Source organism: Anoxybacter fermentans, from assembly GCF_003991135.1.
Taxonomy (GTDB): Bacteria; Bacillota; Halanaerobiia; order DY22613; family DY22613; genus Anoxybacter; species Anoxybacter fermentans.
Map to the genome: position 1 here is coordinate 1,872,397 of NZ_CP016379.1, position 14,514 is coordinate 1,886,910.

The window sequence follows — 14,514 nt, forward strand, 5'->3', positions numbered from 1 at the left end:
CTAATCAGCTCTTCAGGTTGTTGAAAAAGGGTAGGTGCACATAACTTGCTCCCATAGAGGAACAAAAAAACTAAATATAATTTTTTCCGCTACCGGACGCTCCGCCATCCTGGCTGCGCATCCTTAAAAGTCAAGGCTTCCGCCCTCCTGGCTTTAAGCCTTGACTTATACGCTTCAGAAATTATATTTAGTTTTTCCGGCAGTGCACGGGCAAATCTCTAAAAAAGAAAGTTTTGTCAACAAACTCAAGAGCCCTAATCGACTCTTTTAATTATCTTCTTTTTCAGATAAAACTCTCATAATCTGTTGATAGGCTTTTTCTATCTCCCGTAATTCTTCTGCACCAACCTGCGGACTATAACGTGCCATTTCATAAATTCCGGTTATAGTTCTAATAGGATGGCCAAACTCAGGAAATTTAGATTCCAACTTTTTCAAATAGTCAGCCGGTGTAAAATATTTTTTAAAGGGAATCCATTTTTGGAATATTTTTATAAAATAGTAATAAATTTCTCTAATCTTGATAACATAACTGCTGCCATCGTAAACGGAGAGATTAGATAGCTTTGTACGATTAAATCGACTAACAAAAGATCTGATCATCTTCAAAAAATCATTTTTCAGTTCTGCCGGATCAAAAACCGATTCCCGTACTTCTTCATATCCTAACTCCTTTTCACGGCGGGGATTAAATTTTTTGATTAAATAAACCAGAATCAAAAAAGCTGTAAAGATAATCAAAGTCTTAAAGACCCAGGTATAATCCCCAGTAGGTTGAGGATTTTGTAGTCTTTCGGTTATGCTGTTTAAATCCATAAGTTTATTATCGGATAAACTGTCTTCTTTCGTATTCAGAATAATGTTTTGTAGAAAAGCAATGATTTGATTGAGTAATGGTTCCAACATAATTAATATATAGAAGAGAAGCTTAAGAAAAATCTTCTCTAAAAGCTGCACTGCCCAGACCAGAGGTATTAATAACATTTGCATGGTTTTAATAGAAAAACCAAAAGTAAAGATGATGGCAAACAATGAAACAAAAATAATAACGATCAGAACCACCAGAATCCAGGAAAGACGATTTTGTTCAGAACCATCTTTAATATCTAAATATTTGTGATAGATCCCCAAAGCTATACCTGAGAGAAAGAAATATAAAATATGGTAAAAAGTAATAGGACATAAAAATCTATCTTTTAAAAAAAGGGCAAAAATCATTGCAGTTGACCAAACACCGAAATCTGACATAAAATCAATCTCTCCTGAGTTTAATATCTTCTCATATCTTATCATGCCGAGGAGTAAATATCCTCCCATTATCAATATTCCAAACCAAAAAGGTGAAAATAATGTATTTATCTTCTGCTCTAGTGAAAAACCAGCCAGATAAGTTAAAATCATATCTGCTCCAATAAAAACCAGTAGAATAAAAAATTTGGCCCAAAACCCCTGATGCAATCTCTGGTTCAGAACTAAAATTCCACTCCCTACTATAATTGCAGCTCCAAAAAACCAGACTGACTCTTCCTTTATGTAAGTCTCAGTAAAAATACGAAAAAGACCGTAAACCCAGGGAAAGGTTGCTAGAGTATAAAATATGGCAAAGAATATCCTACCCAGTAGATTCTCCAGCAAATTGAATGTTTTTAATCTCATTCCATAATCTCTCCTCGCTAACTAAATAAATCGGAATACCAGTCAACTTACTCCTCAATTCTTCTTCCATTTCACCAATTTTGATAACAGTAGGAAAATAGCCACGTACCTTAAGAAGCCTTATGCAATCCAAAAGCTCTTTGTTCATTATAACAGTAATAAAAACAATTACTGTTCCAATTCCCATTTTGGGTAATTCCCGATAGATTATTTGATCTATCTCTTTTTGGTGATATGGTTCAATCATAGCCAGGGCTTTTAAAATCTTTTGCCGCTGATTTGAAGATTTCCCAGGCAATATTTTGACAAATAAAGCCTTTTCATAGATAATTCCATTGGTTAAAAAACCCACCTGGTAATTTTGCCTAAGCCCATAATCTGCTACAGAAGCTGCACACATTACTGCTAATTCAAAACTGTCCAAATTATAACCTTCCCAATGATTATTAAATAATTTAGCATTTAAAATAATATAGAGTCTGGTATCCATAGTCGGTTTAATTTCGTAGGACTGAAGTTTTTGATGACGGGCTGTAGCCTTCCAATTAATCTGATTTAATCGATCACCCCTCTGATATGGACGTATACCAACTCTATTACCCGGATCTTCATAAATCCACCAGTTAACCCGTTTAGACCCAAAGGGATTAACGGTAGGAAGACCAAACTTTTCTATGGGAACAATTCTAGGATAAACCAGAAGATGAGCCATCCCTTTTTCTTCTAAAGTCATGGTATTCATTCCAAAAAGGTCTGTGGTCTTCAACTGACCTTTACCAAAGGTAAAATAACCCCGCCGGATAGGCATAACTGGATATTTCCGGATTACTTTTTCATACCATTTTAAACTGAAGACATCAGTAAATATGTTATACTGGCTTCCAATAAGATTGGATAACATCTCAGATTTACGAAAGTTTATACCTTTTGTTATATGATCAGTAACCTGTAACCAAAAAATAGGTAAAGGTTTGCGATTTTCAACCTCTATTACATACTGAGACTCTTCCCCCAGAAAAATATGATCCCTCGTCAAACTACGACGGATCTTCAGTTTAGAAAAACAAAAGCGATTCCAGATAGCAATTGTAGCAGTAATAGCTAAAATAAACATAATCCCCAAAATTAAAAAAAGATTCCGCTTAAATATTGCAATCAGTAAAAATAGAATCAGGAGAGGAAGCCTACTTTTTTTCAACATAACTATGAGACCTCCTCTACCGGAACCTGAACCTGTTCTATAATCTCCTTAATGATCTCTCCTTTGGAAATTCCCCTCAACTCAGCATCATCAGTTAAAATTATTCGATGTTCAGCAATAAAAGGAAAGAGATATTTAATATCATCGGGTAAAACATAATCACGTCCTTTAATTAGAGCATAAGCAGAACTGGCTTTTAAAAGAGCCAATGCACCCCGGGGACTAACTCCTAAGCGAATAGCAGCATGACTTCGGGTAGCATGAACCAATTCACTGATATAAACCAACAATTCATCTTCCACATAAACTTTTTTCACCCTTTGTCGCAGTTCAATAATCTCCTCAGGTGTCATCACAGCCTTAAGCTCTTTTAAGGGATCTCTGGATTTAAAACGGCGTAAAATCTCTACCTCCTCTTTTAAATTTGGATAACCTATCCGGACTTTTAATAAAAAGCGATCTAATTGTGCTTCCGGTAAAGGAAATGTTCCTTCTAATTCCACTGGATTTTGAGTGGCTATAACGATAAATGGTTCACTTAAAGAATAGGTCACACCATCTACTGTAACCTGCCTTTCTTCCATAGCCTCTAATAGTGCAGATTGGGTTCTTGGAACTGCCCGGTTGATCTCATCAGCCAATACCACATTTGACATAATCGGACCTGCTTTAAAAACAAACTCTCCACTTTTTTGATTATAATAGTTCATGCCGGTAATATCAGTAGGTTGTAAGTCCGGTGTAAACTGAATCCTTTTAAAAGAACAATCTAAAGATCTGGCAAAAGCTTTGGCCATTAAGGTTTTCCCCAGGCCGGGAACATCATCCAATAAAACATGTCCTTCTGCCAATAATGCTGTCATAATCAGATCAATTACTTCATCCTTACCAATAATTACTTTTTGAATATTTTGCCGAATCTCCTCCATACTTAAATTATTCATCTTTTATTTCCTCCCCCATACTATAAAAAATTGTTTACTCACCAAAAGGTCGGGTCCTTAGTTCTTTGAGTTTTTCCGGGATAGGATAACGTTTTAAAAAATGTACTGCCAAACGATAAATATCCCGTCTTGTTAAAGGCCGATTTTTCCGCAAACTTTCTTCCATATCAAGCGGAATAAAACCATCTTTAAGAGCAGTTTTATAAACATCATCTACTTTGGCAAGCCAATAGCCACCAGCAGCCAGCAAAAGTTCACAGGCTTTGTCCCGATATAGAGGCTTATAATCACTAAGGGAATAAAGTCCCCCGGCCAGGTAATCACTATAGTTATGGGCCCGCCTTAAATACATCCCCTTCATTAAAAGAAATGCAAATTCCCGTTCATGTACTTGCTGCTCCAACCTGAGATTATTATCATATCCAGCAACAATCATTCCCCAACTGAATAACTCTTTCAAAATGGGATAATCGGGATCAAGGGTAATTTCATTTACCCCTTCAATCTTATGTAAATCTACCCCCTGGGTTATAAGACGTTTTTGGAGAGTTTTAATCAGCTTTTTATCCTTCGCCATGGTATGAAAATCTACTTTTCTTTCAATAGAAAGAGCAGCCGCTGTACCTGCTGCTTCTGCTGTTGCCATCCCTGTAGGAATAACCCTGGCACTTCCGGCCGCTAAAGACCCATAACCTGCAGAACGACCAACTACCAGCAGGTTTATCTTTTTACGGGGCACCAGTGAACGGAAAGGTATACTGTACACTCCTGGGGCAAAAACAACAACTCCGGGTTCTACAGGAGAAGTGGCTTGATAATCCACAGGATAAGAAGCAAGAGCAATTTTATCTTCAAAGTCAACTTTTTCAATTAAATCTAGAATATTCAGTTGATATAAAGCCAGAATATGCCGGCTCTCCCGAACATACAACTGGGACGGAAAACCTACCAATTCGGCCTTCTCAAAACCGGAAAGATTACGCCGTAGATATTCAACCACATGTTGTGCCTCTTTTTTACCCAGTTCCATCCCTTTAGCAAGAGATTCCGGATCAAGAACATCCAGGTTAAATATCTGCAATGCATTAATAAAAACAGTACCATCCTGTTGGAGAGCAATATTTAATCCACGCAACCTGGTATTTTCATATACAGGCTTATATTTCTGACCGATTTTACCCAACCCCCAGGCTGCAGTAGAATTCATTCGGGAATAACCCCATTTCTGGCTTTTGATATCCTTTGCAAGGCCTTTCCAGTCAACATTTTTTAAACAGAAAACTAAAGTTACAGCCATCTTCCGGTCCGGTAATCCTATATCCGCGCCTCCTAAAAAATATGGTACCTCCGCCATAGCGGCAAGGTCAGCATCCTGACTGGCATCAATATACCGTTTACCCTTTACATTCCAGATAGTTCCCGGTTCATATTGCAAAAGGGTTGCTTTTGCAAAAGTTTCTGCTATTTTTTCCCATGCAGGATGAGGTCTTTTTATCTCATTCTGTAATTCAGGATCATGGGTTTTGGAAATTCCGGTAGTTTCAAAGGTAAGACTTATAATCTTTTGCTTATCCTCTGAAAGCTGAACCTCCTTTAAGCGGGTTAAAGGAGCAATAGTCAGATTTTTTTCGGCCAACAAAAGTTTAATAAAGGCTTTTCTGGCATCTTCTATATCAACAACAACTCCACCTCCAACCATTCGGTGCCACTCACTAAAAATACCTTTATTAATAATTCTACCTTTTTCATCATAATTAAGATCCAAAAAATTTAAAGCTCCGTAAACCATAAGGCCGCCCGGCCCATCTTCTTCCATGACCAAAAGAGTCTTTAAACCATTTCTGGCCCCAGCAAGGGCTGCCACAACCCCTTCCGGTTCTCCACCATAGACTACCAGATCATAATTATAGTTGGCTTTCGTATAATCATTAAATAAGATAACTGTTAAAATATAGATAAAGATTAGTAACCAAAATTTTTTCCCTTTCAACTTCCTTCCCCCTTACCTAATTTAGCAAAAAAATTACGCTGAATATTCTCGAAATTGAGCATTATACAGGCTGGCGTAAAGCCCATTTCTTGCCAGTAACTGCTGGTGGGTTCCTTGCTCTTGAATTCCATTCTCTGTTAAAACCACAATCTGATCTGCATCCTTGATAGTTGATAGTCTATGGGCAATAACCAGAGTTGTCCTGTTTTTGGCCAGTCTTCTCAAAGCCTGTTGAATAATGAGTTCACTCTCATTATCCAGTGATGATGTTGCCTCATCCAAAATCAGGATTGGCGGGTTCTTTAAAAAGACCCGGGCAATGGAGATACGCTGTTTTTGACCACCAGAAAGTCGAATTCCCCGTTCTCCCACATAAGTATCGTATTGATCAGGAAGCTGCATAATAAAATCATGAATATTTGCATTTTTGGCAGCTTCAATAATCTCTTCCTCAGTAGCATCGAGTCTCCCATAAAGAATATTCTCCCTTATAGTACCTGAAAAGAGAAATACATCCTGCTGTACAATACCAATATTACGCCGGAGTGATGAGATCTTTATATCAGTGATTGGGTGTCCATCAATCAAAATTCGGCCCGACTCTACTTCATAGAACCTTGGAATTAAATTACAAAGCGTACTCTTTCCTCCACCTGAGGGTCCAACCAAAGCCAGGGTCTTTCCAGCTTCTATCTTCAGGTTAATATTTTTTAAAACCTTCTCTTTGTTATCATAACTGAAGGTTACATTTTCAAAGATAATCTCTCCTTTGACATCCTTAAGTTCTTTAGCATCTTCTTTATCCTGAATCTCCGGTTTAACCTCCATAATCTCTAAAAACCGCTCAAATCCAGCAATTGCCTGCTGGTACTGCTGCATTAGTTGGGTCAAACTGCGGATTGGTGTCAAAAAGAGCTGGATATAAAGGAGATACGCAACCAGATCACCATAATTAATTTTATTTTCAAAGACAAAGTATCCACCCACCACCAGAACGATTAATTTTAATAGATTGGACATAAAATTGATACCTGAAAAAAACTCTGCCATAGCTTTATAAGCATTTTCACGTGATTTCTGCAAAGATATATTCTTTTTGGTAAACTTATTTAACTCATATTCTTCATTGGTAAAAGCTTTAGCTACCCTGATTCCAGCTATACTATTTTCCAGTTCAGAGTTAATATCTGCCACTTCTCTCCGAACATTGCGAAAACCATTCATCATCTTAATTCGCTTTTTAGCCGAAAACCAGACAATAAAAGGAATCAGGCCAAAAATTAATAAGGTCAGCGGTACATTAATATTGATAAGCACCAAAAAAGATCCACCCAACATCATAAGTGAAATAAAAAGATCCTCTGGCCCGTGATGTGCTGTTTCACAAATATTATTCAGGTCATTAACAACCCGCGACATCAAATTTCCAGTCCGGGATTTATCGAAAAAGGAAAAAGATAGGGTCTGAAGATGGGTAAAAAGATCCCGCCGCATATCAGCTTCCATTCTGACCCCCACCACATGACCCCAGTATTCAAGTATATATTGAAGGATGGTTCTTAAAATATAGAGAATTAAAAGAAAAAAAGAAAACTTCCAGAACAATTCAAATTTACCATTTGGAATTATATCATTAATAAAATTTCGGGTAATTATTGGAAAAAGGAGATCAATTCCGGTAATAAGAAATGCACAGGTAATATCCAGACAAAATAATTTCCAATGGGGACGATAATAACTGATAAATCTTTTTAGCATAAAATCTACCTCTTTCCACAAAGAATATTCCAATATTCACAATTCGACATTATCTGGGAATCACCTTCATAATTATAAGATTTTTTAAGCCCCGTACTTTTGTAATTCTGGTAGATTTCCATACTGACATGATAAATAAAAAAATTTGTTTCATTTAATGAAAAAAATATCGATTTATATTGACTAAATTGGTAAATAATTATATAATTTAATTATAAGCAAAGGAGGGAAAAAATGACTGAAGAACTAAAAATTTTGGGTGAAAAGTTAGCTCAATACAGAGATAGACACGGACTGACATTACAGGATGTTGGTAAGGCTATTGGGGTAAGCAAAGGACATGCTAGTAAACTGGAAAATGGCAATGCCAATCCTTCATTTAACACTCTAATAAAAATCGCTGAGTTTATGAAAATTCCGTTATACTATCTATTTATGCCTACAGAAGAGATGAATCGACGAAAATTCATCGAGATGGTCAATAAACGTCTTGAAGAATTAAAATGGGATTTAGAGAAATTACAAAAAGCAACAGGAATTAATTATTTCCGTTTAGCAGATTTTATGCAGGGGAATAATACGCCTACTGTTGGTGAGATGAAGAAAATAGCATCGGCCCTGGAAATAAACTTTGAAAATATACTTGAATTAAAATTTGGACTTTTTGAAAACCTTCTCTTAGAATTTGGACTTAATGATTCACAAATTAATAATTTGATTGAATATATCAAAACTCATATGAAATAACTAAAAAATAAAATGCCTGGTAAAATTAAAAATTTTTAACCAGGCATTAAAAATTTCTTTTATTTTTATGACAATTCATTTAAATTATGAGCCAGCTCCTTAATCTGTTCTGCCACTTTTTTAAGTAAAGATATGCATTCTTCCTGATGTCTAACAAAATTTTCGGTATTTTTTTCAATATTTCCAACAAAATGCAATGTCTCTTCAGTGGAAGATTTAATCAAATCAATAATTTCATTTATTCTTTCGGTCGATTTAGCTGAGTTTTCAGCAAGTTTACGAATCTCTTCTGCCACAACCGCAAAACCTTTACCTTCACTCCCGGCGCGGGCAGCTTCAATTGATGCATTAAGGCCTAACAATTTAGTTTGAGCAGCTACCCTTTTAATAAAATTGATGATTTCATGGGTTTCGGCAAGATGGGCTTCATTATTATCTGCAACCTGAGACAAAGCCCGAACAGATTCATATAATTGAGCTACATTTTTTCACTGGTAGCAGATATTTCCATCATAGTATCGGACAGTTCACGGGCCAGCTCCGCCATTTGGCCCGATTGTTCTTCTAGCTTCCGTATTAATTTTTCCCGGGATTCCACCATCAACATCATCAAAAGAGCAGCAGAAGAGTCCACTATATTTGTCTGATTATCTGCCAATTCCCGTAACCGATTGTTTACATTCTCCAAACCCGTGGCATCAATTATTATCTTCTTTCGAGGATCTTGTAAAAGTTCAGTAAAATCTCTGGTAGTAAAAATATTAGCTTCTCTTGCCAATATCATACCGGGTGCTTTATCATCTAAATCCGCAACCCCAATAATTTCCACATCCGGTATACCTGATAATATTTTAAATAGAGCAGTTCCTCCCTTACCTGCTCCAACTATCCCTACATAAAGCATAATAAATATCCCTCCCAATTTAAGCAAATAACATTATTTTATAATAATTAAACTACAAAAAGCTAATTTTCACCATAGAAATTTTTCGTTAAACCATCTTAGTGAGATTTCAGTCGAAATAAGGCCTCATCACAAGATGTGATGAGCTAATCAAGGGTCAGGAAGCCCCATTGATTAGTGTGCCTTATTTCGACTGAAATCGAACTTTAGATGGTTCAAAAAATTTCTTTTGAAGCGAAAAATTAGCTTTTTGCAATTTAATCATTCAACGTATTTTTAGAAAATCCTTTTCTATTTTTGATTTTTTTATTTTACAATGCCTGGTTTTGTCATTTTTTCGATATTTAATATCTCTTCTAATTCAGCTTCAGTAAGTAAACCTTTTTCAATGATCAATTTCTTGAGGGGTTTCTTTGAATTCAAGGCCTGATAAGCCAATTGGCTACATTTATCATAACCAAAGTAGGGTACTAGAGCGGTAATGATTCCCAAACTATCATCCAGTAACTTCTTACACCTCTCTGAATTAGCTTCAATCCCTTTAATACACTTTTCGATAAAAATATCTACACCATTTTTCATGATCTCCATACTATTAAGCAATTTATGAGCAATCAATGGTCCAAATGCATTTAATTCTAACTGACCATCCCGGGCTGCCATAGTGATAGCCTGGTCACTGCTAATAACTTCAATGGAGATCTGATTTATCATCTCACAGATTACCGGATTTACTTTACCCGGCATAATAGAAGAGCCGGCCTGTACTTTTGGCAATTTGATCTCTCCTAAGCCGCCTCCTGGACCGGAAGATAATAAACGTAAATCACTGGCAATTTTATTTAAATTAACAGCGGCCGCTTTTAAAAGACCGGAAACCTCTACAAATATATCCATGTTCTGTGTAATATCAATCATATTTTCCGCATGAGCCAGGCTTAAACGGGTTATCTGTCTTAAATTCTGACAGACCTTAAAAATATATTGCAGAGGGGTATTGAGGCCTGTACCAACAGCCGTACCTCCTAAATTAATCTGCTTTAACCTTTCTTCTATTTTATATAAACGCCAGCGATCCCGGCTTATGGCTTCTGCATAAGCACCAAATTCCTGGCCCAAAGTAATTGGAACAGCATCCTGTAGTTGGGTTCGACCAAGTTTAATGATTCCAGCAAACTCTGCCTCTTTTTCCTGTAAAGCACTCTGAAGGTTGGCAAATGATTGAGTTAAAGGTTCCAATAGCTTTAGTGCCGCAATCCTCAAAGCTGTAGGATAGACATCATTTGTAGATTGACCCTTATTTACATCATCATTTGGATGAATAATATGATATTCTCCCCTATTGTGCCCCATTATCTCTAAAGCCCGATTGGCTATAACTTCATTAACCATCATATTGGTAGAAGTTCCTGCTCCACCCTGCAGGGCATCCAGTTGAAACTGTTCATCAAACTTACCAGCCATAATTTCATCACAAGCCTGGACAATAGGATTTACTTTCTCTTCTGCCAACAAGCCCAACTGAAAATTGGTAATAGCCGCAGCTTTTTTTATAGCTGCAATAGCTTTAATCAATTCAGGATGAACCTTAAAAGAACTTACAGAAAAATTTTCCATAGCTCTGACAGTATTAATTCCATAGTAAGCATTTTCGGGTATTTCTTTTTCTCCAAGGGCATCTGATTCTATTCGTTTAGGTACCTCAAACTCATCTTTACTCATCTATTATCCCTCCACTTTCAGCTTTGCTTTCTGGAAACCCACATGGCATGAATTGTTGGAAAAGGTTTTAAAGCTCTATCCAAAATTCCATGTAATTGTGCAATAGCCATCCCGTAATTGATCACTGGAACTCCTGCTTTTTTAGCTTCTTTAAGTCTATAAAGCATCTCCCGCCGATTCAACATACATCCCCCACAGTGAAGAATCAAATCATAATCGGTTAAATTCTCCGGATACTCTCTTCCAGAAACATGATCAAACTGTAAATCATTACCTACTCTTAGCCTGAGCCAACGCGGAATCTTAACCGTACCTATATCGTCTGCAACCCGACGGTGGGTACAGGCTTCAGCAATCAGTACTTTAGCACCGGGTTTTAATTCTTCTAACTTTTTCGCTCCCTCCAGATAAATCTCCAAATCTCCTTTATAACGGGCAAAAAGAATAGAAAAACTGGTCAATAAAATATCCTCAGGAACATCTGCATCCACCTTTGTGAATGCCTGAGAATCGGTAACTACAATCTTAGGTTTCTCACGTAAATTCCTAAGGGTAGCTTTAAGTTCTCTCTCTTTAGTTACTACAGCAATTCCATCATGATCTAATACATCTCTTAAGGTCTGAACCTGAGGTAATATCAATCTTCCTTTGGGAGCTGCCAAATCAATAGGTACAACTAAAATTACCGTATCACCCGGCTTAATCAAATCTCCAATGATGAATGGTTCCTCATAATCAACGGGCGCATTTTTGGCCAGAGCCTGTCTCAGCTCTTCAATCCCTTGCTTTTTTTCTGCACTGACCAAAATAGGTTTCTTTCCCACCCTTTCTCTAACCTTACTTATCAGCTCTTCAGAAACTTCCTTAACCAGATCACTTTTATTTATAACAGCTACTACCGGTATCTCCCGTTCTTCTAATTTTTTTAATATTTCTTCTTCAAAATTAGCTAAACCTATCTCAGGATCCAGTACCAGGATTGCCAGGTCAGTTTTCCGCATAACTTCCATAGTCTTTTTAACCCGCAATTCTCCTAACATGCCGATATCATCAATTCCTGCTGTATCAATCATAACTACCGGACCCAGTGGTAAAAGTTCCATTGCTTTATATACAGGATCAGTAGTAGTACCTGCCACATCAGAGACCAGCGCTAAATTCTGGTTTGTCAAAGCATTGATCAAACTGGACTTTCCGACATTACGGCGACCAAATACCGCAATATGTAACCGATTTGCCTGTGGGGTACTTTGCATCCTAATCATCTCCTTTTATTGGCTTAAAAAAAGTTAGGTAAGCAATAACATTGTATTTATTTTCACATTTATCTTTAGTTCGCTAATTGATCCCTATTTTCCTTTTAATTTATGCAAAAAGCTAATTTTTCACTTCAAAAGAAATTTTTCGAACCATCTAAAGTTCGATTTCAATCGAAATAAGGCACACTAATCAACCCTTGATTAGCTCATCACATCCTGTGATGAAGCCTTATTTTTCCTTCCATCTTACTAAGATGGTCAAACAAAAAATTTCTATGGCGCTCAAAATTAGCTTTTTGCAGTTTAATCAATAATAATTTTCACCTCTATACCACACACTAAAACTAAAACTACAAGCAAAGGAGAAGGAAAAGTGCAGGATCAAGATAAACCACGTGTCGCATACTTCTGCATGGAGTACGGTCTTGATGATTCACTGCATATTTATTGTGGAGGTTTAGGAATTTTAGCAGGAGATTACCTCAAAGCAGCAAAGGATCTGGGTTTGCCTGTTGTTGGAATCGGTATTCTCTGGAGGCAAGATTATACTAACCAATATGTAGGGGTAGATGGCTGGCCCTATGATATCTATAAAACCTATGACTTTGATTTTCTTAAAGATACGGGAGTCACTATTCAGGTACGGGTTCGCGGTACAGATGTAACCTGTAAGGTCTGGAAAGCAGATCAATTTGAAAATGCTCCTCTTTATCTGCTGGATGCGGGTTATCCTGACACCCCGAATGGTTGGATGACCAGCAAACTTTACGGGGGGGTTGAGCAGGATAGACTCGCCAATGAAATCATTTTGGGAATAGGTGGAGTACGTGCACTTCGCGCTCTGGGAATTGATGTAGATCTATATCATTTCAACGAAGGTCATGCCGTTTTTGCTGGTTTTGAACTGATACGTGAAAAGATGGCTTTAGGTATGGACTTTGAAAAGGCTCTTAACACTACCAGAAAAGAAATTATATTTACTACCCATACGCCAGTGATGGCAGGAAATGAAAGCCATGACATTGGGCTAATCCAGTATATGGAAGCCAATAACGGCTTAAATTATGAACAGTTAAAACGACTAGGTGATGACCCCTTTAATATGACTATAGCTGGACTTCGCATGGCCTATCTGGCTAATGGTGTATCCAAATTACATACCAAAACAGCCAATCGGATGTGGGAGCACATTCAGGATAGAGCTAGGATTATTTGCATTACCAATGGGGTACATGTAAAGACCTGGCAGGATCCTCGCATACGTCTGGCCTATGAAAGAAACGAAGATCTCTGGCAGCCACATATGGAAATAAAAAAGGAGTTAATTCAATTTGTAAAAGATATAACCGGACGTGAATTAAATCCTGAAACACTGACTATCGGTTTTGCTAGAAGGGCTGCACCCTATAAGCGGGGAGAATTAATTTTCCGGAATGCTGATGCTATTGAGCCCCTCTTTAGAGAAGGTAAGCTTCAATTAATTTTCTCAGGTAAAGCCCATCCCAACGATAATCCAGGAAAAGAGATAGTTCAAAAATTAGTACAAATGTCCAGAAAATATCCAGAAAATGTAATCTTTCTGGAAAATTATGATATGAGTATCTGTAAACATCTGATCTCAGGCTGTGATATCTGGCTTAATAATCCAAAACGGCCATTAGAAGCCAGCGGAACCTCGGGAATGAAAGCTGCCGTAAACGGCGTATTAAATCTAAGCGTAGTTGACGGCTGGGTTGCTGAAGGACCGGAACATGAAGTCAGTGGTTGGTTAATCGATGAAGTATTTAAAAGCCTACCTGAAAAAGAGACAGAAGATGAAAAAGATCTTCAAGCTCTATATCATCTTCTTTATGAAAACGTTATCCCCACTTATTATAAAGACCGGGAACGCTGGGTTAATATGATGCGGGCCAGCATAGAAATGGCATCTTACCAATTTTCAGCCCAGCGCATGATTAAAGATTATTACGAAAAAATGTATAAACCAGCCTATCAAGCACAAAAAGAATCAGCTGTTACAGTATAAACATTAATGACCAGGCTCTCTTTTTAAAAAGCAGACCAGGTTAATGTTTTTTTAAAATATTTAATAGTTAAACTGCAAAAAGCTAATTTTTCGCTTCTTGAGAAATTTTTCGAATCATCTAAAGCTCGATTTCCGCCGAAATAAGGCTTCCTAATCAAAGGGCCTCCTGGCCCTTGATTAGCTCATCACCTCCTGTGATAAGGCCTTATTTCGTCGGAAATCTCGCTAAGATGATTTAGCGAAAAATTTCTATGTCACTCAAAATTAGCTTTTTGCAGTATAATCATATATTAAATAAAGCAGGAAT

Annotated in this window: 11 protein-coding genes; 2 read left to right on the top strand and 9 right to left on the bottom strand. The window is 37.1% G+C overall.

Annotated features, from left to right (window positions below):
• Positions 1-267: 267 nt before the first annotated feature.
• Genes BBF96_RS08515 through BBF96_RS08535 form a run of 5 tightly spaced genes read right to left on the bottom strand, consistent with a single transcriptional unit; the run spans position 268 to position 7,549 of the window.
• Entirely contained in the window at positions 268-1,656 is a 1,389-nt protein-coding gene (locus tag BBF96_RS08515; protein ID WP_127016747.1) for a DUF4129 domain-containing protein, read from the bottom strand.
• The gene (locus tag BBF96_RS08520; RefSeq protein ID WP_127016748.1) at positions 1,613-2,857 is read right to left on the bottom strand and encodes a DUF58 domain-containing protein; all 1,245 of its coding nucleotides are present in this window, start codon (positions 2,855-2,857) and stop codon (positions 1,613-1,615) included. Before BBF96_RS08520 ends, BBF96_RS08515 begins: the two co-directional genes overlap by 44 nt.
• A gap of 2 nt (positions 2,858-2,859) precedes the next feature.
• Complete coding sequence (locus BBF96_RS08525) at positions 2,860-3,801, bottom strand: AAA family ATPase (protein ID WP_127016749.1); 942 nt, start codon at positions 3,799-3,801, stop codon at positions 2,860-2,862.
• Between the two features lie 34 nt (positions 3,802-3,835).
• On the bottom strand, positions 3,836-5,791 hold the full coding sequence (locus BBF96_RS08530; RefSeq protein ID WP_127016750.1) for an FAD-dependent oxidoreductase: 1,956 nt from the start codon (positions 5,789-5,791) through the stop codon (positions 3,836-3,838).
• Between the two features lie 33 nt (positions 5,792-5,824).
• Positions 5,825-7,549 (bottom strand): ABC transporter ATP-binding protein, encoded by a 1,725-nt coding sequence (locus BBF96_RS08535; RefSeq protein ID WP_127016751.1) that lies wholly within the window; start codon positions 7,547-7,549, stop codon positions 5,825-5,827.
• A 234-nt stretch (positions 7,550-7,783) separates the two neighbouring features.
• Between BBF96_RS08535 and BBF96_RS08540 the strand changes: the two genes are divergently transcribed.
• Positions 7,784-8,296: a helix-turn-helix domain-containing protein gene (locus BBF96_RS08540; RefSeq protein WP_127016752.1), complete on the top strand. Its 513-nt coding sequence runs from the start codon at positions 7,784-7,786 to the stop codon at positions 8,294-8,296.
• A gap of 65 nt (positions 8,297-8,361) precedes the next feature.
• Here BBF96_RS08540 and BBF96_RS08545 read toward each other — a convergent pair whose 3' ends face one another.
• The 4 genes from BBF96_RS08545 to hydF form a co-directional block, all read right to left on the bottom strand.
• A complete protein-coding gene (locus BBF96_RS08545) occupies positions 8,362-8,748 on the bottom strand; it encodes a methyl-accepting chemotaxis protein (protein WP_127016753.1) in 387 nt (128 codons plus the stop codon).
• 26 nt (positions 8,749-8,774) lie between these two features.
• Positions 8,775-9,200 (bottom strand): Gfo/Idh/MocA family oxidoreductase, encoded by a 426-nt coding sequence (locus tag BBF96_RS08550; protein ID WP_127016754.1) that lies wholly within the window; start codon positions 9,198-9,200, stop codon positions 8,775-8,777.
• Positions 9,201-9,506: 306 nt separating this feature from the next.
• Positions 9,507-10,922, bottom strand: a complete 1,416-nt coding sequence (locus tag BBF96_RS08555; RefSeq protein ID WP_127016755.1) for an aspartate ammonia-lyase — start codon at positions 10,920-10,922, stop codon at positions 9,507-9,509.
• Positions 10,923-10,939: 17 nt separating this feature from the next.
• Positions 10,940-12,178 (bottom strand): [FeFe] hydrogenase H-cluster maturation GTPase HydF, encoded by a 1,239-nt coding sequence (hydF, locus tag BBF96_RS08560; protein ID WP_205665607.1) that lies wholly within the window; start codon positions 12,176-12,178, stop codon positions 10,940-10,942.
• Between the two features lie 376 nt (positions 12,179-12,554).
• Here hydF and glgP point away from each other — a divergent pair, with 376 nt between their 5' ends.
• Positions 12,555-14,207: an alpha-glucan family phosphorylase gene (glgP, locus tag BBF96_RS08565; protein ID WP_257791980.1), complete on the top strand. Its 1,653-nt coding sequence runs from the start codon at positions 12,555-12,557 to the stop codon at positions 14,205-14,207.
• Positions 14,208-14,514: the final 307 nt, after the last annotated feature.

What these genes read in the sequence shown, in the direction of transcription:
- BBF96_RS08520 (WP_127016748.1), bottom strand. Translation starts at nt 2,857, where the DNA reads ATGTTGAAAAAAAGTAGGCTTCCTCTCCTGATTCTATTTTTACTGATT.
- BBF96_RS08535 (WP_127016751.1), bottom strand. Translation starts at nt 7,549, where the DNA reads ATGCTAAAAAGATTTATCAGTTATTATCGTCCCCATTGGAAATTATTT.
- BBF96_RS08540 (WP_127016752.1), top strand. Translation starts at nt 7,784, where the DNA reads ATGACTGAAGAACTAAAAATTTTGGGTGAAAAGTTAGCTCAATACAGA.
- BBF96_RS08555 (WP_127016755.1), bottom strand. Translation starts at nt 10,922, where the DNA reads ATGAGTAAAGATGAGTTTGAGGTACCTAAACGAATAGAATCAGATGCC.
- hydF (WP_205665607.1), bottom strand. Translation starts at nt 12,178, where the DNA reads ATGCAAAGTACCCCACAGGCAAATCGGTTACATATTGCGGTATTTGGT.
- BBF96_RS08515 (WP_127016747.1), bottom strand. Translation starts at nt 1,656, where the DNA reads ATGAGATTAAAAACATTCAATTTGCTGGAGAATCTACTGGGTAGGATA.
- BBF96_RS08550 (WP_127016754.1), bottom strand. Translation starts at nt 9,200, where the DNA reads ATGCTTTATGTAGGGATAGTTGGAGCAGGTAAGGGAGGAACTGCTCTA.
- BBF96_RS08525 (WP_127016749.1), bottom strand. Translation starts at nt 3,801, where the DNA reads ATGAATAATTTAAGTATGGAGGAGATTCGGCAAAATATTCAAAAAGTA.